This is a genomic window from Enterococcus dongliensis (assembly GCF_031927985.1).
Taxonomy (GTDB): Bacteria; Bacillota; Bacilli; order Lactobacillales; family Enterococcaceae; genus Enterococcus_A; species Enterococcus_A dongliensis.
In genome coordinates this window covers 59,234-83,720 of sequence record NZ_JARPZC010000005.1, presented here as the reverse complement: position 1 = coordinate 83,720, position 24,487 = coordinate 59,234, and the positions used below count along the sequence as shown (strand labels likewise).

General features: G+C 38.0%; 23 protein-coding genes and 1 pseudogene. 9 read left to right on the top strand and 15 right to left on the bottom strand.

The features are described from left to right. Nucleotides 1–141: 141 nt before the first annotated feature. From P7D84_RS05680 to P7D84_RS05650, 7 genes are all read right to left on the bottom strand, one after another. Entirely contained in the window at nt 142–1,236 is a 1,095-nt protein-coding gene (locus P7D84_RS05680) for a BMP family lipoprotein (RefSeq protein WP_311800389.1), read from the bottom strand. 60 nt (nt 1,237–1,296) lie between these two features. After that, nucleotides 1,297–1,689 (bottom strand): cytidine deaminase, encoded by a 393-nt coding sequence (locus P7D84_RS05675; RefSeq protein WP_311800390.1) that lies wholly within the window; start codon nt 1,687–1,689, stop codon nt 1,297–1,299. 10 nt (nt 1,690–1,699) lie between these two features. Further along, the gene (gene deoC, locus P7D84_RS05670; RefSeq protein WP_311800391.1) at nt 1,700–2,362 is read right to left on the bottom strand and encodes a deoxyribose-phosphate aldolase; all 663 of its coding nucleotides are present in this window, start codon (nt 2,360–2,362) and stop codon (nt 1,700–1,702) included. A 78-nt stretch (nt 2,363–2,440) separates the two neighbouring features. Then, nucleotides 2,441–3,742 carry a pyrimidine-nucleoside phosphorylase gene (locus P7D84_RS05665; protein WP_311805460.1) on the bottom strand — a complete coding sequence of 434 codons (1,302 nt, stop codon included), beginning with the start codon at nt 3,740–3,742 and terminating at the stop codon, nt 2,441–2,443. A gap of 139 nt (nt 3,743–3,881) precedes the next feature. Next, on the bottom strand, nt 3,882–4,898 hold the full coding sequence (locus P7D84_RS05660) for a LacI family DNA-binding transcriptional regulator (protein WP_311805458.1): 1,017 nt from the start codon (nt 4,896–4,898) through the stop codon (nt 3,882–3,884). Nucleotides 4,899–5,038: 140 nt separating this feature from the next. Beyond that, nucleotides 5,039–5,638, bottom strand: coding sequence for a class I SAM-dependent methyltransferase (locus P7D84_RS05655; RefSeq protein WP_311805456.1), 600 nt, complete (start codon nt 5,636–5,638; stop codon nt 5,039–5,041). A gap of 4 nt (nt 5,639–5,642) precedes the next feature. After that, complete coding sequence (locus P7D84_RS05650; protein ID WP_311800395.1) at nt 5,643–6,224, bottom strand: SGNH/GDSL hydrolase family protein; 582 nt, start codon at nt 6,222–6,224, stop codon at nt 5,643–5,645. 517 nt (nt 6,225–6,741) lie between these two features. Between P7D84_RS05650 and coaA the strand changes: the two genes are divergently transcribed. Together coaA and guaA are read left to right on the top strand one after the other, a co-directional pair. Next, nucleotides 6,742–7,665, top strand: coding sequence for a type I pantothenate kinase (gene coaA, locus P7D84_RS05645; protein WP_311800396.1), 924 nt, complete (start codon nt 6,742–6,744; stop codon nt 7,663–7,665). 55 nt (nt 7,666–7,720) lie between these two features. Then, entirely contained in the window at nt 7,721–9,289 is a 1,569-nt protein-coding gene (gene guaA / locus P7D84_RS05640; protein WP_311800397.1) for a glutamine-hydrolyzing GMP synthase, read from the top strand. Nucleotides 9,290–9,413: 124 nt separating this feature from the next. Here the strand turns inward: guaA and P7D84_RS05635 are convergent, their stop codons facing one another. The 4 genes from P7D84_RS05635 to narA form a co-directional block, all read right to left on the bottom strand. Then, a complete protein-coding gene (locus tag P7D84_RS05635) occupies nt 9,414–11,249 on the bottom strand; it encodes an acyltransferase family protein (protein WP_311805454.1) in 1,836 nt (611 codons plus the stop codon). Next, the gene (locus P7D84_RS05630; RefSeq protein ID WP_311805452.1) at nt 11,246–11,629 is read right to left on the bottom strand and encodes an MORN repeat-containing protein; all 384 of its coding nucleotides are present in this window, start codon (nt 11,627–11,629) and stop codon (nt 11,246–11,248) included. Before P7D84_RS05630 ends, P7D84_RS05635 begins: the two co-directional genes overlap by 4 nt. Nucleotides 11,630–11,913: 284 nt before the next feature. Further along, nucleotides 11,914–13,527, bottom strand: a complete 1,614-nt coding sequence (gene narB, locus P7D84_RS05625; RefSeq protein WP_311805451.1) for an ionophore ABC transporter permease subunit NarB — start codon at nt 13,525–13,527, stop codon at nt 11,914–11,916. Between the two features lie 23 nt (nt 13,528–13,550). Next, the gene (gene narA, locus P7D84_RS05620; RefSeq protein ID WP_311805450.1) at nt 13,551–14,432 is read right to left on the bottom strand and encodes an ionophore ABC transporter ATP-binding subunit NarA; all 882 of its coding nucleotides are present in this window, start codon (nt 14,430–14,432) and stop codon (nt 13,551–13,553) included. A 309-nt stretch (nt 14,433–14,741) separates the two neighbouring features. Here narA and P7D84_RS05615 point away from each other — a divergent pair, with 309 nt between their 5' ends. The 4 genes and pseudogenes from P7D84_RS05615 (at nt 14,742) to P7D84_RS05600 (ending at nt 18,823) form a co-directional block, all read left to right on the top strand. Next, nucleotides 14,742–15,338: a TetR/AcrR family transcriptional regulator gene (locus P7D84_RS05615; protein WP_002326773.1), complete on the top strand. Its 597-nt coding sequence runs from the start codon at nt 14,742–14,744 to the stop codon at nt 15,336–15,338. Nucleotides 15,339–15,667: 329 nt separating this feature from the next. Continuing rightward, nucleotides 15,668–16,693, top strand: coding sequence for an LLM class flavin-dependent oxidoreductase (locus P7D84_RS05610; protein ID WP_311805448.1), 1,026 nt, complete (start codon nt 15,668–15,670; stop codon nt 16,691–16,693). A 321-nt stretch (nt 16,694–17,014) separates the two neighbouring features. After that, nucleotides 17,015–17,485 carry a cell division protein gene (locus tag P7D84_RS05605; protein ID WP_311805446.1) on the top strand — a complete coding sequence of 157 codons (471 nt, stop codon included), beginning with the start codon at nt 17,015–17,017 and terminating at the stop codon, nt 17,483–17,485. Continuing rightward, nucleotides 17,482–18,823: pseudogene (locus P7D84_RS05600) on the top strand (glycosyltransferase family 2 protein). Before P7D84_RS05605 ends, P7D84_RS05600 begins: the two are co-directional and overlap by 4 nt. 89 nt (nt 18,824–18,912) lie before the next feature. Here the strand turns inward: P7D84_RS05600 and P7D84_RS05595 are convergent. Next, on the bottom strand, nt 18,913–20,064 hold the full coding sequence (locus P7D84_RS05595; RefSeq protein WP_311805444.1) for a CapA family protein: 1,152 nt from the start codon (nt 20,062–20,064) through the stop codon (nt 18,913–18,915). A gap of 175 nt (nt 20,065–20,239) precedes the next feature. On the opposite strand from P7D84_RS05595, the gene P7D84_RS05590 reads away from it, so the two are divergent. Further along, nucleotides 20,240–20,560: a hypothetical protein gene (locus P7D84_RS05590; protein WP_311805443.1), complete on the top strand. Its 321-nt coding sequence runs from the start codon at nt 20,240–20,242 to the stop codon at nt 20,558–20,560. Between the two features lie 22 nt (nt 20,561–20,582). After that, nucleotides 20,583–20,954, top strand: a complete 372-nt coding sequence (locus P7D84_RS05585; protein WP_376715958.1) for a GTP pyrophosphokinase — start codon at nt 20,583–20,585, stop codon at nt 20,952–20,954. A gap of 123 nt (nt 20,955–21,077) precedes the next feature. Here P7D84_RS05585 and P7D84_RS05580 read toward each other — a convergent pair whose 3' ends face one another. After that, nucleotides 21,078–21,398, bottom strand: coding sequence for a DsrE/DsrF/TusD sulfur relay family protein (locus P7D84_RS05580; RefSeq protein WP_311805442.1), 321 nt, complete (start codon nt 21,396–21,398; stop codon nt 21,078–21,080). A gap of 347 nt (nt 21,399–21,745) precedes the next feature. On the opposite strand from P7D84_RS05580, the gene P7D84_RS05575 reads away from it, so the two are divergent. Continuing rightward, nucleotides 21,746–22,075 carry a hypothetical protein gene (locus tag P7D84_RS05575; protein ID WP_311805441.1) on the top strand — a complete coding sequence of 110 codons (330 nt, stop codon included), beginning with the start codon at nt 21,746–21,748 and terminating at the stop codon, nt 22,073–22,075. A 353-nt stretch (nt 22,076–22,428) separates the two neighbouring features. On the opposite strand, the gene P7D84_RS05570 is transcribed toward P7D84_RS05575, so the two are convergent. Then, nucleotides 22,429–23,736: a TPM domain-containing protein gene (locus tag P7D84_RS05570; RefSeq protein WP_311805440.1), complete on the bottom strand. Its 1,308-nt coding sequence runs from the start codon at nt 23,734–23,736 to the stop codon at nt 22,429–22,431. 9 nt (nt 23,737–23,745) lie between these two features. Then, nucleotides 23,746–24,318: a LemA family protein gene (locus P7D84_RS05565; RefSeq protein ID WP_311805438.1), complete on the bottom strand. Its 573-nt coding sequence runs from the start codon at nt 24,316–24,318 to the stop codon at nt 23,746–23,748. Between the last annotated feature and the right edge of the window lie 169 nt (nt 24,319–24,487).

Genomic DNA, 24,487 nt, shown 5'->3' with positions numbered 1-24,487 from the left:
CTAAACCTAACAAACTATTGCAACGTTAAGGGCGTTCTTCCCTTAGACAAACCAAGCCCAAGCTGTGACTTGTCTAAAAAAAGAAGGCTTTTTTTAAAAGAGAACCATAGCCCCTTGGTTTAGGAGCTATGGTTACCTGAATTATTTTTCAGGAGTTTCTGGAACTTTGATGTCGCCGTTTGAAACTTGGTCTTTTGCTTCTTTAACAGCGGCTTTTGTGTCGTCAGAAAGGAATCCGTCAGTTAAAGAAACACCGCCGTCTTTCAACCCATAAGATAGGTGTTCGCCACCAGGGAATTTATCTTCTAATGCACGAGTTGAGATATCTTGTACAGCGGCACCTACACCTTTAAGTGTTGAAGTCAAACAGAAGTTGCTTTCTTTGCCATCTTTAGAAGTATATTTACCTTCTTTTTGTTGATCACTATCAACACCAATGACCCAAACTTTGTCTGCTTCGTCTAATTTTTCATTACGAGCTTTTGCTTCTGAGAAGACACCTTGACCAGTACCACCTGAAGCATGATAAATGATATCTACTCCACCGTTGTACATATTTGCTGCCAATGCTTTCCCTTTAGATGGGTCACCGAATGAAGCGGCATATTGTACATCTACAGAGATATCTTTATCTAATTTTTTAGCAGTATCTGCTACGCCTTTTTCAAAACCAGCTTGGAAGCGGTCGATTACGGCACCTTCTTCACCACCAACAAAACCTAATTTATTTGATTTTGTTGTTTCAGCTGCTGCAACACCTGCTAAGTAAGCAGCTTCTTGGTCTTTAAATGTTGCTGAAGCGACGTTATCTTTACCTTCAATAACTGAATCGATGATAACGAAGTTTGTGTCTGTGTTTTGATCTGCTGCTGCTGAGATTGGGTCAGCTAACAAGTAACCAATCCCAAAGACTGTTTTAAATCCGTTAGAAACAGCTTGTGAGATATTTTGTTCATATTCAGAAGCATCGTTTGATTGGATATAGTTGTATCCGCCGTTACCTTTTTTGATATCGTGGTCTTTCCCCCAAGCTTGAAGACCTTCCCAAGCGCTTTGGTTAAATGAACGGTCGTCCACTCCACCAATATCTGTTACGATTGCAACACTGTGTTTTGCATCTTCTTTAGCCGCTCCGCCTGAGGAATCAGTTGAACCGCTACCTCCGCCGCAAGCTCCTAGTGCTAGCAATGCTGCCATCGCTACAGTACCTAGGCCAAATAATTTTGCTTTTTTCATTTCTGTAAAGCCTCCTAAATATGTTTTTTTTCAACAGTCTTGCGACTGAATGAACATGGTTTATAAATCTTTGTCAGTGAAGATATACGGAAGTAATCCCTCAACGGTTGTCTCTTTAATCGTCCCGTTGTCACCAATCAAGGTTACTGGCATCGTTGGTTCACAAAATTCTGCCATAACTTGGCGACAAGCACCGCATGGAGAAATTGGTTCTGGTGTATGACCAGCAACGACTAAATGACTGAACTCTCTTTCGCCTTCCGATACTGCTTTAAAAAAGGCAGTACGTTCCGCACAATTGGTCAATCCGTAAGAAGCATTTTCAATATTGATTCCCTGATATGTCTTGCCTTCTTTTGTTACCAGACAAGCACCTACAGGAAATTTAGAATATGGAACATAAGCTTTATCAAGTGCTTCGACCGCGATGTCTATCCATTCTTGTTTGCTCATAAAACGCCTCCTAGTACCCCGTACCGGAAAGTCCGTTCATGATTGCCACACCGGAACTAACACCTAAACGAGTTGCACCTGCTTCGATCATTGCTTCTGCTTCTTTGGCATTATGGATACCTCCAGAAGCTTTCACACCCATTTCAGAGCCGACAGTTTCACGCATCAAGCGGACATCTTCCACTTTGGCACCACTTGTCGAAAAACCAGTAGATGTTTTAACAAAATCTGCCCCTGCTGCTTTTGATAATTGACAAGCTTTGATTTTTTCTTCGTTTGTTAATAGTGCTGTTTCAATGATGACTTTGACTAACGCTTTATCTTTAGCTGCTGCAACAACTGCTTCGATATCTTTTTGAACTTTTTCATCGTTGCCGCCTTTTAATTCGCCAACATTGATGACCATGTCAACTTCATCTGCACCATTTGCGATGGCATTTTCAGTTTCAAAAACTTTAGTCTCTGTCGTATTTGCCCCAAGAGGAAAGCCGATTACTGTACAGACCGCAACAGGTTCACCTTGCAATTCTTTTGCTGCAAGCGCTACCCAAGTAGGATTGATGCAGACTGAATAGAAACGATATTTTTTTGCCTCTTCGATAATTCGCATCACATCTGCTTGTGCAGCTTCTGGTTTTAAGATTGTGTGATCGATCATACGGTTGATTTCCATTGATGATTCCCCATTTCTTTTTTATTCATTTCTTTTATTATAATCTATTCCTTCATGTTATAAAGAAATTTTAAATACTTATTCAGTAATTATATCATGGATCAAAATAGGTTCTTCGGGTAGATCACCGATCGAAATATTTTGATACAATAATTTTTCAACTTCAGCAAGCTCTTTTGAATTGGCGTAAATCGTTAATAATGCTTCACCTTCAGCGACTGAATCGCCAATTTTTTTATGCAGTTTGATTCCTACTGCATGATCAATATCGTCTTCTTTTGTTTTACGTCCTGCACCTAGTAACATCGCAGCGATTCCAATTTCATTGGCAACTAATTTTGTAACATAGCCAGAAGACTTAGCTGGCAGATCAATTTCATACTCAGCTGTCAGGATTTTTTCGTTTTGATCGATCACAGTGACATCGCCACCCTGGTCTTTAACCATCTCACGGAATTTTTCCAATGCTTTTCCAGAATGTAAGGCTTCTTCCAACATTGCCCGAGCCTCTTCCAAGGTCTCAGCTTTTTTCGCCAAGACAACCATCTGGCTGCCTAAAACGTAACACATTTCTGTCAAATCAGCTGGGCCGTGTCCCTTTAGCGTATCAATGGCTTCAACGATTTCTAAACTGTTTCCGATCGCTTCACCTAACGGCTCTGACATATCTGAAATAACCGCCATTGTTTGGCGACCAGCAAGTTTCCCGATTCTTACCATCGTTTTCGCTAAACGTTTTGCGTCTTCGATGTTTTTCATGAAGGCACCTTCACCTGTCGTCACATCTAAAACGATCGCATCTGCACCTGCAGCGATTTTTTTACTCATGATTGAACTTGCAATCAATGGAATGGAATCCACAGTTGCTGTTACATCACGTAAAGCATAAAGTTTTTTATCTGCTGGTGCTAGATTTCCTGATTGACCGATTACTGCTACTTTGCTCTTATTTACAACATCAATAAATTCTTGATCCGACAATTCGATTTTAAAGCCGGGGATCGATTCAAACTTATCCAAAGTTCCGCCAGTAAAACCAAGGCCTCTGCCGGACATTTTTGCTACTGGCACACCGACACTTGCAACAAGCGGCGCTAAAACTAAAGTCGTCGTATCACCAACACCACCGGTTGAATGTTTGTCCACCTTGATTCCGTCAATAGAAGATAAGTCAATGATGTCCCCTGAATTTGCCATCGCTAAGGTTAAATGTGAAATTTCTTCATCGGTCATATCTTGATAAAAAATTGCCATCAGCAATGCACTCATTTGATAATCTGGAATATCACCAGCTGTATAACCTTCAATAATAAAATCAATTTCTTCTTTTGATAGAACATTTCCATCTCTTTTTTTCTCTATCAAATCTACCATTCTCATAGGTTTTCCTCCAAGCTTCACAAAATATTATACAATAAAATGGCGAAAGGTAAACCACTTTAGTAAAACAGTTTACTTAAAGAAGAAGCGCTTTCTGTTAGCGCTGCCATTACTACTATACCGAGTTGAAAACACCTTGTCAACCCCGGTCAGCTTTTTTTACACTCTCACGAATAATTAATTTAGTTTGAAAGATTTTATTCGGAATTCGCTGAGATGGAAAATTAATAGCATCCACTAAAAATTTTGCCGCAGAAAATCCAATCTCCGTACTTGGCTGAAAGACTGTCGTTAAAGGCGGAACCATGTATTGACTGACCTCCAGTCCATCAAAACCTACCACTGAGATATCCTCAGGAATTTTTAATCCAGCTTCATAGATAGCTTGATAACAGCCGATAGCCATTTCATCATTGCCACAAAAAATCGCTGTGATCTTTTCATTTTTCAAAACTTCTTTTGCGGCATGATATCCTCCAGCAATCGTCAATTGACCTGAACAAATATAACTTTCTTCAAAAGGCAGCTGATATTCAAAAATAACTTGACGATATGCTTTCACTCGTTCGGTCAATTGGTAATAACCTTGACTTTCTTTTAACATACCGATGTGTCGATGGCCTTTTTCCACCAACATACGCAAAACTTCTTGTGCTCCTGCATATTCTTCAACTAATAGCTGTCCCCAATCACGATCATTCAATCCACGATCGATTAAAACAATGGGATGTTTACGATAAAACTCACTGCCGAGTTTGTGTTCATCAGCTAAGTGGTTCGGTGTCGCTAATAAGATCCCATCTACTGATCGATGAGACAGTTCATTCAAATAACGTTTTTCTTGTTCGACATCGTGACGAGAGTTGCATAAAATAATCATATACCCCAAAGGATTCAAGTAACTTTCTACACCTTCAATCACTTTGGAAAAGAAGAAATCCGTCACGTCAGGTACGATCATCCCAATCGTTTTGGAGTGACGATTAATCAAATTTGCCGCAAAAAAATCTGGCTTGTATTGATATTCATCAACAATCGCCAGGACTTTTTTACGCGTTTGTTCACTGAAACGACTGCCCTTATTATTTAAAATCTGTGAAACTGTCGTTACCGAAACGCCAGCCATTTCAGCGATTTCTTTGATAGTGATCTTCATCACGGACCTTCTTTCTACATTTTTTTTAAGTGTAGCAAAGGAAAATTTAGAAAGAAAGGTTTTTTGGTCAAAAGCTAAGATTTCCTCGCTGTTAGATAAAAAGACCTACAAGTTCACCAGGATACTTGTAGGTTCACGGTTTATTCTTTTGTGCTGCGAATAATGTAATACCCTTTGTCTTTTGCTACGATCTCTGCGTTGCCGAAGACTTCTTCCATCTTACTCTTTGCGCTAGGTGCCCCTTGTTTTTTTTGAATCACGATTGTTAGTGTTCCACCGATTTTCAACAACGGTTCAGCCTCACTTAAAATCTGATGAACAACCTTTTTTCCTGCGCGAATCGGCGGATTGCTGACGATGGCCGCATACTCTTTTTGATGGACGTTTTCATAAATATTTGATTGATGGATATCTGCTTCGATGTTGTTTCGCTTCGCATTTTCTTGTGCTAGCGTCACCGCCCGATTATTCACATCGATCATTTCCACTGAATGTTCGGTTTGATGAGCGAGCGCCATACCGATTGGTCCATACCCGCAGCCAACATCTAACAACGTCCCTGCGGGTAGACCTTCTGTTTCAAAATGTTCAATCAAAGCTCGCGAACCATAGTCCACTGTATCACGAGAAAATACCCCGCTATCCGTAACAAACTGGAAATTTTTTCCTGCCAATTCAAATGACCACTGATGCAGGTCATGCGCAGTCTCAGGATTTTCTGAATAATAATGATTTGTCATAAACTTACCCTTCTGCTAATAATTTTTCTTTGATATCCCGTGCAATCAAGGCGCCTAAGAAATGATACCCTTCCGTCGATGGATGGATGCCGTCGAATGTCTGGATAAATTCATTGGGTTTAGGATAAACTGTTAGATGATGATAAAGATCGATCACGTTTACACCAATGTCTTCAGCAACTTGTTTGGCCTTTTGTACATACCGCTGCTGCCGATTATTGTCGCCCATCGTTATGATAGCTGTGTTGAGATAGCCAGTCGTCAATAAAATGACTTTGGAGGCGTCAAAGGACTCAATCATTTCTTTTATATTTTCTCCAAATACTTCCACTGTATTTTTTTGTCTCAACGAATCGTTCGTTCCAAAGGAGATGACGACAAAATCACCTTGAGCCTCCACCGCTTCATCGACCCTAGCCAAACCATCAGTAGAAGATTCTCCACGTTTTCCTAAATTGACTACTTCATAGCCGGGAAAGCCCATCTCTGTTAACTCATCAAGGATATAACGATTTAAAATCTCACTTGGTTCACCCTTCATTACACCAGCCAATAAGCTGTCGCCGAATAAAACAATTTTTTTCATCACTAACGCTCCTTTATGCTACCTTATCAATAAGCAACGGACTCTATAGTCTGTTAGGTTTTTTACTTATCTGATCCTCTTTATCATAGCACGAAACATCCGATTATTTAATCAAATAGTATGATGCAACTTGCTAGCATATTTTTTTGCCTGCTGACTTATCGCTATTTTGTTCCTGAGACTCAGAGATCTTTCTTACTTTTTCTTAATTTCTCACTAGTTTTCTCACCCACAACTAAAAAAACAATGAAACTCCTACCATTATAATAGCTTTTTATTGTTTCTTTCGGCTAAAATATAAAATAGTATTTTTTATCAAGAAATTATTCGGATTTCTTGAAAGCGAAATACTTTTACAGGTTTTTTTTATGGTAGAATAAGCGCAGTTATTAAAGGATGTCCGTTTACACTGCACATTTATAGTTTGTTTCAGTCAATCTGTAACATGGTGGCGGCAAAACCTACTCATTTTATCTTATTGGAAAATGAGTACCTTAATACGAATAAGGAGGTCATTATGAACGAAAGAGGGAACTATTTTCGAATTGCCCGCGACCAATGGCAAGATTTTTACACACCGGGAAATACACCACTAACACAAGCAGAACTTGATAGTATCAAGAGTTTGAACGACCGAATCTCAATGAAAGATGTAACAGATGTCTATGTACCGTTATGTCATTTGATCCATCTTTATATGAAAGATTTTGAGTCGTTGACGTTAAGTAAAGGGCTGTTTTTGCATCGCTATGTGAAGATGCCGCCATTTATTATCGGAATCGCCGGAAGTGTCGCTGTCGGAAAAAGTACCACCGCTCGTTTATTACAGACTTTATTGGATCGCTTATTCAAACATCAAACGGTACAATTGATTACCACTGATGGTTTTTTATATCCAAATGCCGTTTTAGAAGAGCGCGGCATCATGGATCGCAAAGGATTTCCTGAAAGTTATGATATGGAAAAACTGATCGATGTCTTAAATGAAGTGAAATCAGGCAAAGAAAAGATTCCGATTCCAAAATATTCTCATGATGTTTACGATATCGTCGAAGGCGAATACGAGCTGATCGATTCTCCAGATATTTTGATCGTTGAAGGGATCAATACTTTGCAGCTGCCAGCTAATCAACAAATCTATGTCAGCGACTTTTTTGATTTGTCGATTTTTGTCGATGCCGAACCAAAATTAGTAGAGAAATGGTATTTAGAACGTTTCGAATCTCTCTTAGATACCGCCTTTAAAGACCCCGACAACTATTACTATGACTATGCTGTCGGTGATCGGAAGAATGCATTAGCCATGGCGGAAGATGTCTGGAAAAATGTCAACTTGAAAAATTTGGAAGAGTATATCTTGCCAACAAGAGGGCGAGCTGATATCATCTTGCACAAGGCAAAGCATCATATCATTGATGAAATCTATTTGCGTAAATACTAGCTTATAAAGAAAGCTTGCTTTCTTTTATAATAAAACTTGAAAAGGGGTAATAATTGTGACAAATGTTTCTACTGAATTAACAAACGTAGAAAAAATCATTGTACTTGATTATGGTAGTCAGTATAACCAATTAATCACTCGTCGTATCCGTGAATTCGGTGTTTTCTCAGAACTTATGAGCCATCGCATCACTGCTGAAGAAGTCAAAGCCATGAATCCAAAAGGGATCATCTTATCAGGTGGCCCAAATAGTGTTTATGACGAAGATGCCTTCTCTATCGATCCAAAAATTTTTGAATTAGGGATCCCAATTTTAGGTATTTGCTACGGCATGCAACTTATCACATATAACTTAGGCGGGAAAGTAGAGCCTGCGAAAAATCGTGAATACGGTCAAGCAACTTTGGAGATTCTCTCTGACGATGCTGTGCTGTTTGCCGACACTCCAAAAGAACAAACAGTTTGGATGAGTCACGGTGATTTAGTTACCCAATTACCAGAAGGCTTTGAAAAAGTCGGTACTAGCAAAGATTGTCCGATTGCTGCGATCCAAGATACTAAACGGAACTTTTTCGGAATCCAGTTTCATGCTGAAGTTCGCCATTCAGAATACGGCAATGACTTATTGCGTCACTTTGCCTTAGACGTTTGTCAATGCAAAGGTGATTGGACGATGGACAACTTCATCGATATGCAGATTGCCAAGATCCGTGAACAAGTCGGTGACAAAAAAGTTTTACTAGGCCTATCTGGTGGTGTTGATTCAAGTGTGGTCGGCGTGTTGCTGCAAAAAGCCATTGGTGACCAATTGACTTCTATCTTCGTCGATCACGGTCTATTACGTAAAGGCGAAGGCGAACAAGTCATGGAAGCTTTAGGCGGAAAATTTGGTTTGAATATTATCAAAGTCGATGCCCGTGACCGTTTCTTAAATAAATTAGCTGGCGTTTCTGACCCAGAGAAAAAACGTAAAATCATCGGAAACGAATTTGTGTATGTCTTTGATGACGAAGCAACCAAACTTGCTGGTCAAGAAGGAGTTTCATTCTTAGCTCAAGGCACGCTTTATACCGATGTCATCGAATCGGGTACAGAAACCGCCCAAACCATCAAATCACACCATAATGTTGGCGGCTTACCGGAAGATATGCAATTTAAATTGATTGAACCATTGAATACCTTATTCAAAGACGAAGTTCGTGAATTAGGAACACAGCTAGGAATGCCTGATTCTATCGTTTGGCGTCAACCATTCCCAGGACCTGGTCTAGGAATCCGCGTCATTGGTGAAATCACTGAAGAGAAATTAGAGATTGTCCGTGAATCAGATGCAATCTTACGCGAAGAAATCGCTAATGCCGGTCTTGATCGTGATATTTGGCAATACTTCACTGTTTTACCAGGCATCCGTTCAGTCGGTGTGATGGGCGATGGGCGAACTTATGACTACACAATTGGTATCCGTGCAGTTACTTCCATCGACGGCATGACTGCAGACTTTGCCCGTATCCCATGGGATATTTTACAAAAAATCTCAGTCCGCATCGTTAACGAAGTCGCACACGTCAATCGTATCGTGTACGATATTACCAGCAAGCCACCAGCAACAGTTGAGTGGGAATAGCAAAGAAAAGCTTAGAATCCTTTAAGTATAAGGATTCTAAGCTTTTTTATACGATCAATCTGATTTGTAAATTTCCATTTATTATAAAAAGATGATGACAACCATTCAGTTCAACTTGTTGAAATTAGTTTTTACTTGTCTTAGCTGGTTTATTTTTGGCTTCTGCTAATGTTTTTTGCAACATATCCATGTAAAGTTTCTCACCTTCAAGATTGCCAGCAAAGTGGGTTGTATCAGATTCTCCAAAAATCTCCTTGTGTTCTGAGGCAAGTGTATTCCAATTTGCCAAAGTCACAAATGGATATTTCTTCGGTAACGTTTGTTCGTAATTGGCCAGCTTTTGAGAGTTCCAAGTTTCATCGGCACGTCCATCATACGGCGTAACAAAAATTAATTTATGTCCTGGATTCAGTGTTGCGATCAATTCTTCGATTCTTTTTTCATAGTCATCAAATGTGTTGGTCCCACAAGCGATGATAACGTATTCTCGTAATAATTTTTTCTCTTGCTGACTTTTCATGACTTCATTGGCTTGTTCCATGCGTCGGCCGCCTTCAGCATCTACCCGACTATCATTGATTTGATCCAAGATTGCCTGTCTGACACCCAATGTCACAGAATCACCAATAACGCTGATTCCTTTTACTATTTGATACTCGTCGGTCGCTTTTTTATCTACTAAATCTCGCATCTCTTGCATGGCATCTTCATCTTGCTGGAGATGGCTGATCCAAAGTTCTTTTTCTAACGAAGACATTTCGGGTGCTTTGGAAGCGACGGTAACTGTCGTAGTGAGCAGCAATAAACCGACTACTGCAGCCGGCACTCCAGCATACTGCCAATTTACCGAAATTTTATGAGTAAAAATTTTCGGTTTTTTTCCCACTAATAATGGTTCCAAAATATAATAAGAAATTGCTGCAAACAATGTAGAGAGTAAAACAGTCAATAATACTGCTAAATGATTGTCTAAGCGATTACTAAAAATCGTATAAAAGGGCCAATGGAATAAATAGATTCCATAACTGATGTCTGCAAAGAAAACCAAAAGCTTCGGCTCTTTCACATTTGGTGTTTTTTCATGCAAGACCCGAGCCGTATAGATCATCACTGCTGTTGCCAGACTAGCAACTAGAAAATAAATAAGATAGGTCAAACGTTGGTCGAATTCGATAAAACGACCTAACACCAGCAAGACAATCAAACTACTGAAAAAAAGGATTAGTGTCTTCTTTATCGTCCATTTTTTTACGGTATTTTCAAAATTTTTCGGTACATTCTTAATACCTGTCATGGTCGCTAAAAAAGCTCCGATGAAAAATGGGAAACTGTGTGAAATACTAGAAAAATAAATCGGTGTGAATTCTTTCAAACCAAAAGCTCGAAGAAACATCGTCAAAAAACTGGCAATAAAAAATAGAAGCGACACTAGCGCAAGCAACGCTCGGAAACGACTGATTTTCAACCGAGGATCTATCTGTGAATGATTGATTCTTCGTGCAATCAAATAGACCAAAAGTCCCCATATCAAATAAAAATGAACCTCTACCGCTAACGACCAAGTATGGACGAATAAATGCGGGAAAAAGGAATTCTCATAGCTTCCACCGGTTGCGATCTCGAAGTAATTTGTCGTGAATCCCAATGCTGCAGCAATTTGTCTACCAATATTAGCAACATAGTCTTTCGTCACTAAGAGTGTGAAAGGAATCGTTAACAAGACTGCTAAAAGTAAGGAAGGAAAAATTCTATCTAACCGTCTACGATAAAAACCTAATAGATCAAGTGACTCTTTTTTCTCCAATTCATCGATGAACAAAGCTGTAATCAAAAAACCAGAGAAGGTAAAAAATACGTCAACGCCAATAAATCCTCCAGGAAATTGTGTTATGTAAAAATGATACAACAAAACCAGGATCAACCCTGTTACCCGAATACCACTAAACCATTTAATCCTCATTTTGTCTGATACACCCCGTCTTTAAATTTTCCTTGATAAACGGCCCCATTTTCCACTGTCAGTGTCCCCTGACCTTCTGCTTGACCATTTTTGAAATTCCCGACATACTTCCACCCATCTTTGGCTATATATTTTCCTGGTCCGTTGAAATAACCATTTTTAAAAGTTCCCTTATATACACTCCCGTCATGAAAATGCAAAGATCCTTGCCCGTTGAATTTCTGTCTCACAAGATCACCCGAGTATTTAAGCTTTCCTTGATCCAAAGCAACTACTGCATCTTTTTTACTCTCGACAGGCTGCATACTTATCACCGCACTTACAAAGATCACTGCCAACATTACCCCAACCCAAATTTTCTGCCTTTTATCCAATTTCATTTGTAACTCCTATCCCATTTCTATTTAATAACTCCTAGTGCAACCAAAAACAATTTCATCTGCTATAGCTTCTTTTTCTATAAGAAAACTATTGCTTTTTTATAATTATTATAAGCTAAAATAGTGATCGATAACATCTTTTATTTTGTTTTACCTATCCTTTATTCAAAAAAATAGAATCACTGTGACAAAATCCATATTAGAGGCAGTCTTGCTTTTTTATCCATAAAAAAACCGCTCAGATCGACTTTCGTAAATCTGAACGGTTTTTAGAAATTCAATTTTTAAGCGCCTTCTACCATATCACGGCGTTTGTATCCTAAATAGCCGACAAATAAGAAGACGATACTGATAACAGTGATCACTGCAAAAATTGTTCCATCAAATTCTTCCATCGGTAAGCGTGGAATCCAACTTTGAATCGCCGTTTTTGAGAACCAATCTGGCAAATCTAAGATTCCGCCGAAATAATTCAAAGCAAAGGAATAGCCTAGATAAGCATAGATTACTTTTCCAAATTTTGGCAACCAGCCTAACGCTAAAGCAGCCAAACCAATATAAAATAAGATGGAAGGGAGAAAATTGTATCCAGCAGCTAAGAAATCGGTCAGATCCATAGTCGATTCATTTTTCATCGCAGAAATCGCCGTTCCACCTAATCCCGCTGATGCTAAGCCAATGCCTACGACTCCAGCAAAAACAGCTAAAAATATCGTTGTCCAATATAATTGGCCTCGCGTAATCTTCGTTACATACAGTTGGCTCAGATGCAGTCTTGTTTCTTCTGCAAATAATTTATTGACCACCGCGATTGGCAAGATTGTGACTAATCCAATCATTACCATCATGATCGTTGCCGTAAAGGATTCTTCAATGGAAACGCCAGATTGAGTGAACATTTGTTTCATCAGTTCATTTCCGCCAAGAAAGACTTGCATATCTCCATAAATGGAGCCATACGCAGCTCCCATAACGACAAATGCGATCAGCCAACCAATCATTACTCCTTTATTAATCTTGAAAAACAAACCAGGTACAGAAAGTAGTGATTTCTTCGCTGTCGCACGCCCTTCTCGTTCAGGAAGATAACCTGCGCCCATGTCGCGATGTTCTTCCAACACAAACGCAAGTACGGTAAAAACAAGACTAAAAATCAAAGCAAATAATAATGGTAGCCAGTTATTTTTTGTGAAAGGATAGGTCAAGTAAATCCATCCCATTGGATTGAACATTGATAGATCAAGATTAGACACATCTGTTCCGGCGCGCACGATATACAAAAGTCCTATAAGACTTAATGTCGAGCCGGTTGCTCCAGTAGAGGTCGCCATAATCTGCGACATCACAAGTGCCAATACACCACCGATAATTCCCGCCAATGCAATTGATCCTCCGAACAAGAAAGCTCCTTCGGCATCAATCGTTTTTACACCAAAACTCATCATGAGTCCGCCGATTAAAAGACCTAATAAAAGATTGATCAACAGCATCTCACTGATAACAGCTAATGAATTGGCTTGTCGTCCTACTCGAAATGAGCGAACCAATTCAGTCAAACCTAATTCTTCTTCTTTTCGCGTGTGGCTCACCACATGAAGTGCTGAGATAATCATTGCGAACAATCCGCAAAACAGCAACATCTCTTGAGCATACATCGCTCCTAAAGTATAATCCGTACCTATTTTGATTGGTGTAGGTCCAACCATCGAGATCATCGCTGGATTTTGCATCGTTTCAAACATCCCTAAAAGACCTTGTCCTTTAGCAATCTCTTCAAATGCTGGTACAAATGCTCCTGAGAACAAACCCAAACCTAAAACCCAAACAATTATTTTTTTCCAATCGCGTTTCACGTATTGAATGAACAATACGTTCCAACGGGCAAATTTTTCATTCATTTTCTTTTCCTCCGTTCCGACAATCAGCCTTCGTAATGACGCATGAATAGATCTTCAAGCGTTGGCGGTACAGATTCGATTTTTGTCACACCTAATTTGGTTGCCTCGGTCAGAATCGTATTCATCGCTTCATTGTCAGCAGAAAAAGTTGCTTTGCCGTCTTTTTGAACAAAATCATGCACGCCAGAGAGCGTCGCAAGTTTCTCAATATCGCCTTCTGTCACTAATGTAACTGTTGAGCGAGTCAAATGACGCAATTCATCTAATGTACCTGTTTCAACTACTTCTCCACGTCGAATGATTGCTACTTTATCTGCTAATCGTTCAACTTCACTTAAAATATGTGAAGATAATAGAATCGCTTTGCCATCATTTTTGATTTTTTCTACTTCTTCTTGGAATACTGCTTCCATCAATGGATCTAGTCCTGAAGTCGGTTCATCTAAAATATACAGATCAGATTCAACTGAAAGTGCAGCAATCAAACCGACTTTTTGACGATTTCCTTTAGAGTAACCTTTGGCTTTTTTCTTTGGATCAAGTTCAAATCGTTTGATTAAATAATCGCGCTTTGCTTTGCTCCCGCCGCCATGAAGTTTGATAAATAGATCAATGATTTCTCCACCAGTCAGGCTGCCCCAAAGAGCAACATCTCCAGGAACATACGAAATTCGTTTATGGATTTCTAGACTATCTTTCCAAACATCTTTTCCGAATATTTGGACATCTCCTTCGTCTCGGTTGATGATTCCTAGCAGTGTACGAATCGTCGTTGACTTTCCTGCTCCATTTGGTCCGATAAAACCAACAACTTCACCGGCTTTTACTGTGAATGAGACATCTTTCAACGCCTGGAATTTACCAAATTTTTTTTGCAAGCCTTGTACTTTTACAATTTCTGTCATGGTACATAACTCCCTTTTCTTTTGACATGATTTTATAACGAGCTTTCCAGTCTGAACAAAACGCACCTTTTTTATGAACTAATACAATATGTATCATTCATAAAATACCTCTTTATACTTTGTTTCAAACCAAAGTTCTTTTACAGCTCCAATAATATTCTTTTTTATTTTAACAGTCAATAAAAATAATTTTAAATTTAAACCTATAATTCCATTGTTAGTTCGTATTCTTTCCTATATAATATATACAAAGTTAGTTTTGAACTATAATAAACAAAAATTCTTTTTTATAGAAAGTAGGCATTTTTAATGGATGGTTTTGAACGAAGAACAGAAGAAAAAAAGAAAAAAGTTTTACGAGCTGCTTTTGATCTGATGAATACAGATACGGGAATCGAGAATTTAACGATCGATGCCGTAGCCAAAAAGGCCAATGTAGGAAAAACTTCTATTTTTAAATATTTTGGCAGCAAAGAAAAGCTCATTCATGAAGTCTTTATCCGGTCAATGGATGAAATGGGGGAAAAAGCTAAAAAAATCATGGAGAAAAATGCATCATTTGAAGAAACTTTGATCGCCATGAGTCAAAATAAAATCGATTACCTCGAAAAAATCAATAAACAATTTTACTTAGATTTAATGAGCTATTACACTAAAAAAGAAGACAGCGGCTTTACCCGAATGATGGAAGCTTATACAAAGCAAAGTTTTGGCATTATGTTGGATTTATTCCATCGCGGGCGTAAAGAAGGAAAAGTCGATTTAAAATATTCAGATGAATTTTTGATGTTGTATTTTCAAGCCATGATCGAAGGCATCTCTAATCCGCAGATTTATGAAAAAATCCTGCCTTATACAGCGGAATGGACTGAGCTGTTGGTAAAAGGAATCGCTCCGAGACAATAGTTTTGTGAACAACAAAAGAAGAAATACTCGCCGAATCCACAAAAAAATAAAATGCATGAATACAAATCAGAATCGATTCATCTGCTAGGTGCATTCGAGATACATATTCACAACTAAAATGTGATGCAATTGTCTCAGAGACAGCCGCTTCTCACAGATTGATCGTAGTCGGCTTCTTTTCTTATTGACTACGGATTTCTTTATTAAACGGTTCTTTTAAGATTTTTCGAGAACAATTATTCGTCTTAAAAAGAAATTCATAGTAGAATATACTTACTTATTGGAAGTAAACTTTTCTGATAATTAGTATATTAAGGAGGTCATCTATCGTGAAAAAAATTGGCTTTTTGAGTTTTGGGCATTGGATGGACCAAGGATCCCTTGTTAAAACAGCGGAAGATTCTTATTTGCAATCAATTGAATTGGCTGTTGAAGCTGAAAAGATCGGAATCGACGGTGCGTACTATCGTGTCCATCACTTTGCAGATCAAATCGGTTCGCCGTTTCCATTGCTTTCAGCAATCGGTGCAAAAACGAATACGATCGAAATTGGAACTGGCTTGATTGACATGCGTTATGAAAATCCATATATGATGGCAGAAAATGCTGGATTGACAGATATCATCACCCAAGGAAGAGTACAATTAGGTGTTGGTCGCGGATCACCCGAACAAGTGCTGGATGGTTGGAAATATTTTGGCTATGACTACAGTGAAGAAGAGATCAAAGATGTGACTCGCGAACGAACTTTGGAATTTTTACGATTGATTTCCGGCGAACGTTTTGCTGAACAAAATCCACAGCCAATGTTTCCGCAAGCTCCAGGAAAATTACGGTTAGAACCTTACTCTGAAGGACTGCGGCAACGTATCTGGTGGGGCGCTGGTTCGCAACAAACAGCGACTTGGGCGGCGCAACACGGAATGAATCTACAGTCGTCAACATTGGTGAACTATGAAACCAATGAACCCTTCCATATCCAACAAGCAAAACAATTGCGGGCTTATAAAGAAGCTTGGAAAGAAGCTGGCCATGATTTTGAACCTCGAACATTAGTGACGCGTTCTATCCAACCGATTACTACGGACTTGGATCGGCAATTGTTTGGCAACCAAGGCAGTGATACAAATTACGATCAAGTTGGTTTTCTTGCTTATCATCAAAATCCAACAATCTTTGGTAAAACCTTTGTTGGCGAACCTGATAAAATCGTTAAAGAATTAGCTGAAGATGAAGCCATCAAAGAAGCAGATACCGTATTAGTCACCATTCCAAATACTTTAGGTGTAGAGTATAATATCCACTTGCTAGAAACACTTGTAAAAGATGTTGCACCAGATTTAGGTTGGCGCTAATTACCCAAAGATTCGTAAACTAAGCAGATATTTTATTATTGAAGAGCTGATGTAGACATCTACATCAGCTCTTATTTGTTCCTAATCTATGGAGTAAATAAAACTTTTTCTCTATTGAGCAATAATAATCAGTCTAAATTTTTCTCAATTACTACTCTTCCTCTAGAGCAATTATTTGTAAATTTTTATGGAACAGATGATAATTATATATTATGATTGTCAGTCACTCTTATTTTTATTCCTGTCAATAACAATCAAAAAAATTTTAGGGAGAAGGTATTATGAAAAAAAAAAATCAGCCGTGAAGAAGTTCAAAAACATTTGATTGATGATGCCTATTTCAAAAAAGGTCACCACTCGTTGAATATTTTTCAAACAATTATTGCTATTTTAAGTTGGCTAGCCGTGCTCGTCCCTTTTATTTGGATCGCTTTGCCGTTTATATTCCCAAACAATACAAAATTGAAGCATTTTTTAGTCTATAAAGATGAATTGCAACTGCTAAAATTTTTAGAAATCTTTTTAGGAATCGCGTTTGCGACTATTCTGGTTGTTTATATCCTATTAACGATTTGGAACAATCATCGGTTCAAAACACTTTTACAAAAAGCTACCCAATACGACGAAGACCAGCTAGCTATCCGCCGTCAATTGTTAAAAGAAGAGTACGATAAACGGTTTGGACCCGAAGAATTCCGTAAAGAAGTTTGTTTTTATTCAGTCAAAGAGGAACAAAATTTTAACACAGACTTTATTCGAAATCTATATGAAAAGAATGGAGCTAAGTTATGATCGCTTTATTACAAATGAGTAATCAGGTGCTGGATACCAGCTTTTTCATCCTTTTTCTGCTTTTGATTACCTATCCTGTGATCGGCGGATTTGCATGGTTTATTGGAAATTTATGTTATTCTTTTTTGTTTAAACGCCGCCAAAAGGAATGGAACGAAATCCCTGAAGAAATCGAACCATTTATTACAATCATGGTCCCTGCACACAATGAAGAGATCGTCATTGAACATACGATTGATTATTTAATGACCAAAATCAACTATGAGCATTACGAAGTCCTTGTCACAGATGATGGTTCCACCGACAGCACACCGGAGATCCTCACAAGCTTGCAAAAAAAATATCCTAAGCTTCGAGTAATCCGGATTGAAAAAAAACAAAGGAAAAGCGCATGCTTTCAATATCGGACTAGGTTTTGCCAAAGGGGGATTGATCTTGAGCAACGATGCAGACACTGTTCCTGAGCCAGATTCACTCAATCGCTATATCAATTATTTTTTACGTCCCGATTCAACCAATATCTCTGCGGTAACAGCCAATATGGACGTACAAAATCGCTCAAAACTAATCGCAAAATCGCAAACTGTTGAATTTTCCAGTATTGTTGGGATCATCAAACGGACTCAAATCGGGGTATTAGGCAGTATTTATGCCTACAGTGGAGCAAATACGCTCTATCGAAAAAATGCTTTAATCGATGTAGGGCTATTCAGACAAGATCGCGCAACAGAAGATATCAGTATTGCTTGGGATCATCAAATGGATGGTTGGCTGTCTTTGTTCGCTCCTCAGATTATGTTTTTCATGGAAGTCCCTGAATCGTTGACAATGCTTTATCGACAAAGAAAACGCTGGGCCAAAGGCGGAACAGAAGTCTGGTTGACCAACTTTAGAAAAGTCTTGCTGCATCCATTTAGAAATATTGGTCGGACTGTAATGTTCATCGATCAATCACTCAGCATTATTTGGTCATTCTTTTTCTGGATCTCTTCGATTCTTTTTCTCTGGCAATTATTGGCCGCCGGATTCTCAAAAAATCCGGAAGATATTTTCCATATCTTGACGTTGTCTTTTCTCTTTATTTGTTTTGAAATAATTTCAAGCATGTTCCAATTGATCGCCTCTTTAATCGTTGATGATCAAGGAAAAAAAATAAAATATCTCTTTTTTGCACCGCTTTATATGCTGTTTTACTGGATAATGAATGCACTGACGATCGTCACTACCTTCATCCCTGCAGTTAAAACAATCATGGGGCTAGGTTCTGGTACGTGGAAAAGTCCTGAGAGAAAAGGAACTGCCAATACTACATCTGATTCTGAGAAAAAAAATGACTAGCTATTACTGCTTTTCTAAAAACTAAAAACAGGGAGGGAAAATATTCAATTTCCCTCCCTGTTTTTTTGCTGATTTTCCAAATAATCCTTTTAATAAATAAACGGTATTTTATCATTCATGATCTGTTCTGTACGTTCGATAAAGTAACTACGAGATAAGTCTTGTCCTTGATTAACATGAATCATATGCTGATTGGCTAATTCATCGGTGTAATCTTTTAACGCGTATGTTCGATAAGTTTGATAATTATCGCCAATGTAGGTGATTGTCGGCCAGAATTCCACGTGTTCAAATGTCAGATCTTTCTTTTTTGTGTTGTAATCGATCGTCCAACGGCCCATCCCGCCAAGCATCCGATCATTTTCTGCTTGAGAAGAAATGAAATTGCCTAACGAATACATTACTAACGTTTGGTTGCCAGATTTCCCTGTCAGATAATCCATCGGCTGGATAACGTGGGGATGACCGCCAACGATCACATCTACACCTGCATCGCTTAAACGTTGAGCTAACTGTATTTGATTTTCATTTGGAACAAATTGATATTCTTCGCCCCAATGCATGCTGACAATCTGGATATCACTTTGTTCTGTCAATTGTTTCATATCTTGCGCTATCTGTTCTTCATCAATCAGATTAACTAAATACTCTTTGCCTTCCGGTAGTTCTATCCCATTTAATCCATACGTATATGACATCAAACCAACTTTTACGCCTTTGATAGTTTTTACTTGTAGACGATTGGCTGCGGCAGATTTTTGTGAGCCTGTCACAGTAATATCAGGATACTTTTCCAAATACTCCAACTGCTTTACAATCCCTGCTTCGCCCCGGTCCATCGTATGATTGCTAGCGGCTGACAACCAGTTAAAACCTGCTGTATGCAAAGAGTCTAATACTTGCGTCGGGCCATTAAATGCTGGATAGCCTGATAGTCCCAACTCTTCACCTGCACAAATCGTTTCTAAGTTAATATAAGCGACATCTCGATCTTTGTTCAAATACCGTGTCGGTTCATACATTTCATCAAAACGGTACGTGCCATCTGATTGTTTCAGATGTTCATAAATATAATCATGAATCAAATTGTCTCCAACCGCAGAAAAATCAAGCTGTACCGTTGCATCATTCGGCTGTGTTGTTTTGGCAGAATGATTTTGTTCCGTTTTTCCGATTTCTTTATTCCCACACCCACTGAGAAATAAAAGAATCAACACACTCATCTTCAACATATTTTTCATCTTTTTAACTCCTAACTCGTATTGATCTACTAATCATCTTACCTTACACCAGCCCAATAGCAAAGTCTCCTTTGCTTGATTTCATATAGTATGATGAAACGCTTTTATTATGTTAGGATAATTTAAAAGGAAGCGATGATTATCACTAAATGCCTATCAAAAGGAGTGGTCTAGCATGGTTGAATATCCCATAACGCAAATCGTTGATATTTTAAACAAAAAGAAAAGTGTTACTGAGCATGTAATGGACGTTGAAGTTGTCGAATTATACCAAGAACTTGAGGTCTACTATCGTTCAGCCTTAGATAAAGTAGAAACAAAACTACTAATCATTGATCGTGAACTCAGCAGTAACAGTCATCAAGGAAGAAAAAATATGATCCATCAACTTCAAAAGAGAATCAAGCGATTTAAAAGTGTTGTAAATAAGTTGAACAGTAAACAGTTGAATTTTTCAAAAGATACGATTATTAATAACATTAGATACGATTATTAATAACATTCATGATTTTGCCGGATTGAGAGTCATTTGTTCTTACAGCGATGATATCTATACACTGATTGACTCCCTAAGTCATCACCCAGATATAAAAATTTTAAAAATAAAAAATTATCTGGAACATCCTAAACCCAGTGGGTATCGCAGCGTACATGTTCTTATTGAAGTCCCGGTTTATTTCCTTAAAGAAACAAAACAAATGACTGTTGAAATTCAATTTCGAACAATCGCCATGGATTTTTGGGCAAGTTTAGAACATAGTTTACGTTATAAAAATGACTGGAAGAGCCCCGAGTTGTCAGAAAAACTACAAACTATCGCAGATAATATCAATGATTTAGAAAATGATATGTTGACCATTCGAAAAGCGATTGATCGTTTAGATGATTGATTATTGAAAACCAGCTCTATGCCAGTTTGATAGTAGCAAACAAGCCCTAACTTATTTTTAAGCAAAAAAGACAGTCGAACAACAGACTGTCTTTACTACTTTTATCATTCATCTATTTTATTATTAAAAGGTTACGGTTTGATCGGCCCACTCCACCATTTCAACACAGTCGACCATAGTTGAGATTGGACAAGAAGTCTGCTCTTCTAAATGACGTGATTTTAAGCACGTGCCGCAGGCTAATAATTCACCGCCCAGATCTTCTAATTTTTTCATTTCAGCTGGGACATCATACTGCTTATCTTGGATACTTTCAATCTCGACCGCTTCTCCCATTAAAAAGAATTTAACTTCATGTTTTTTCTTCAAAGCAGCTACCCCAAAACGAAAAGCATTCCAGGCTTTTTCATGTTCTTTTGTTTCTAAAATGATTGCTAATTTCATTTTTTTCACTCCTTTAATCACTAAACTACCTACCTGTTCAATCACTTCAAAGTATAGCCCTTTCAACAATCAAAAACAATCCATTGAAAAAAAGCCAATCTTACATTGAACCAGAAAAAGTTCTAGGCAAAATGTCCCTTTCCTATTTTTTACACAGTTTTTTTATTACTCCTGTGAAATCAAACGCATAGTCTCTTTGAACTATGTTAAACTATACACATACTTTGATTACCTAGTTATAAGAAGTTGAGTATTCTATTTAAGAAGGAGAATGATCTTGATAAATAAGGAGTTTTTCTCTAACTGGTCTCAAAATCCAATCTCAAAATCCAAACAAGAAAAAAATTATGACCCTCGTTTTAATCATCGCTGGCTGCTTTTCTTTGGTTATGCTTATCAAATTTTTAATGACGAATAACTTGGCTTGGTTAGAAGGCCAATGGCAAAACCAAACAGAAACAATCGAGTTAACGACTGTCAATCATGACTATACAACTTGGGACATTACAGAAAATGAACATGCGCTTCTTACTAATGGACTTGTTACAGTGGATTCAAATTCAAAAAACCTCTTTTTAGTCAATCAGGCCCAAACTAAAAAAATCCATGTCACTAAGCTCAACCGACATAAATTAAAACTAGAATTGATTTATCGTAAAAAATTTTTAAAACAGTGATTCTGCAAAAAAAGAACACGCCAAATCACTTGTTTTCAATTTCTACTCACTGATTCTTTCTAAGAAACCAAACTTCTTATCTTGATCTTTTTCAGAAATACATACTATTATCCTAAAGAATTTACAGTATATAATTGATCACAAAAGAGGATAATTTCAATTCACAGATGATTATAAACTGCCTCGTCACGGTTGTTCTAATATCGCTCATTCTACAATCATTGCCAGCTGGATTAGGTTTTCAATGTTTAAAACTACCTACAATATAAGAAAATATACTTGTTAGATAATCCAACGTTGAATCATCTCTGCATAATAAAAAAGCTGCGACATTTTACTGTCACAGCTTTTGCTCACCAGCCGCCTGAGGCACCGCCGCCACCGGATGAACCGCCGCCAAAAGAACCCCAAGATGAACCGCCACCAGATCCATTATCATTATTGGACCAGTTTCTCGAATTATAATTTGATGCTAAGTAAGCGGTTGTTAAAATATCCCCATTTCCTGCATACAATGTGTCACCGATCAAGATACGGCCGAAACGTTGTTTTTTCGCATAAGGATTTTGTAATAGTTTTCCTTGAGTGATTGCACGGTTGATTCCGCCCACGGATAATCCAATCAACAGTCCGCTTAATAATATATTATATAGTTCTGTCTGTTTACTAAGCTGCTCTAATTCATCATCTTTTGTAATCGCAGACATTGTTGCTTGATAATTTTTGTAGGTAGTTTTCAAGAAAGTACTAGCCCGTAAAAGATTGATTACCAAGAGCAGACTGATTAGCACAAGTAGGGTTAATACCACGGTTTCCATCCAATGGACGACTATTAGTTGTGTCCGTTGGCTTTCTAACTGTTTTATTTGCGAATCAACTAACGCGGTCTTTGTATTCATGATTGCAAAGACCTCATCTAAAACTTGGTTGACTCCCTTATCATACGCTTCATCTTTAAATGCTTCTACAACATCATCATTATTGATGATATCATCTGCCTTACCATCTGGAAGCAAGCCTTCTAGACCATACCCCACTTCTAAACGAAATTCTCGTTCATCCAATGCAATCAAATATAATACGCCATTGTTTTCCGTCTTATTTCCAATTCCTAATTGGTTAAAGATTGTATTGGCATAAGATTCAATATCTTCTCCACGAGGCAATTTTGGTACTGTAATAACTTCTAACTGGGCACCGTTTGTACTGGCGGCTAGTTGTTTATTCAATTGATAAATTTTTTGTTCCGTCGTTTGACTCAGCATATTGGCATTATCAGAAACAAAGATATTGTTTCTATTGATTGTCAGCTGGCCATCTGTTCCATCGATTGCTACTTGATAACGATTGGCTTGTTTAGGATATTCTTTTAAATTTGCTAAATTATTATTCAGTGTCGTTTTGAAAGATTGTTTATCAGCGACTTTTTTGCCTGATAAAATATCGGTTCTTTCTTGTTTTAAACTAGTTAACTGCTGATCGTACGCCTCTTTTTTGTTACCATATTCGTTGTTTGTAAAAAGAGTCGAGAGGCCAAAACCACTAACTACTATAATGATTACTAAAATTAAGGTCAAGTAGCGATTGCGTTTGCGTAACTTACGATAATTCCCAACGATTTCTTGTTGAAGTCGTTTCCCTGAAATACGCTGCTTTTGCATTTTTATCACCTACTCAAAACTAACAGCTGGCACTTCTTTTGCATCATCATCAGCCTTGAAGTTTGTTTTTTTCTCAAATCCTAACATTTTTGCCGCCATATTTTTTGGAAAACGAACCAAGCTTTGATTGTATGCATTGACTTTCTCAATATAATTTTTTCGTTCAACAGAGATCCGGTTTTCAGTACCTTCTAATTGAACCATTAATGTTTTAACGTTTTCATTTGAAGCTAATGTCGGATAATCTTCTTGGATCACATTCACCATCGTACCTAATTCTTGAGTAATCTGCTCATTTGCGGCATTTTTTTCTGCAGGTGTTTGTGCATTATTGTAAGCTTTTCGTGCCTCGGTGATCTCTTTAACGATTTTTTCTTCATGATTCATGCTCCCTTTGACACTGTTTACTAAGTTAGGGATTAAATCTGCCCGCCGTTGCATCACATTTTCAACTTGCGACCATTTTGCATCGACAGTATTCTCAGCAGAAGCCAATGAATTGTAAGTCGTCACAAGGTATACTCCGATTGCCAAAACAATTATAGAAATCCCAACGATGATACCTGAACCTCTTCTTTTCATCTGTATCCCAACCTTTTTCTGATTTTTTCTTTGTGATTGAGCTAATTATAGCACTCACTGTCACAGAAGCCTCAGACTTTTGACCGATATTTATATTCAGAAGCAGTGGATTTTTCCGTAAAAAAATTGTAAGCCCCAGCTCTGATTAACGAGGGCTCACAATTCAATT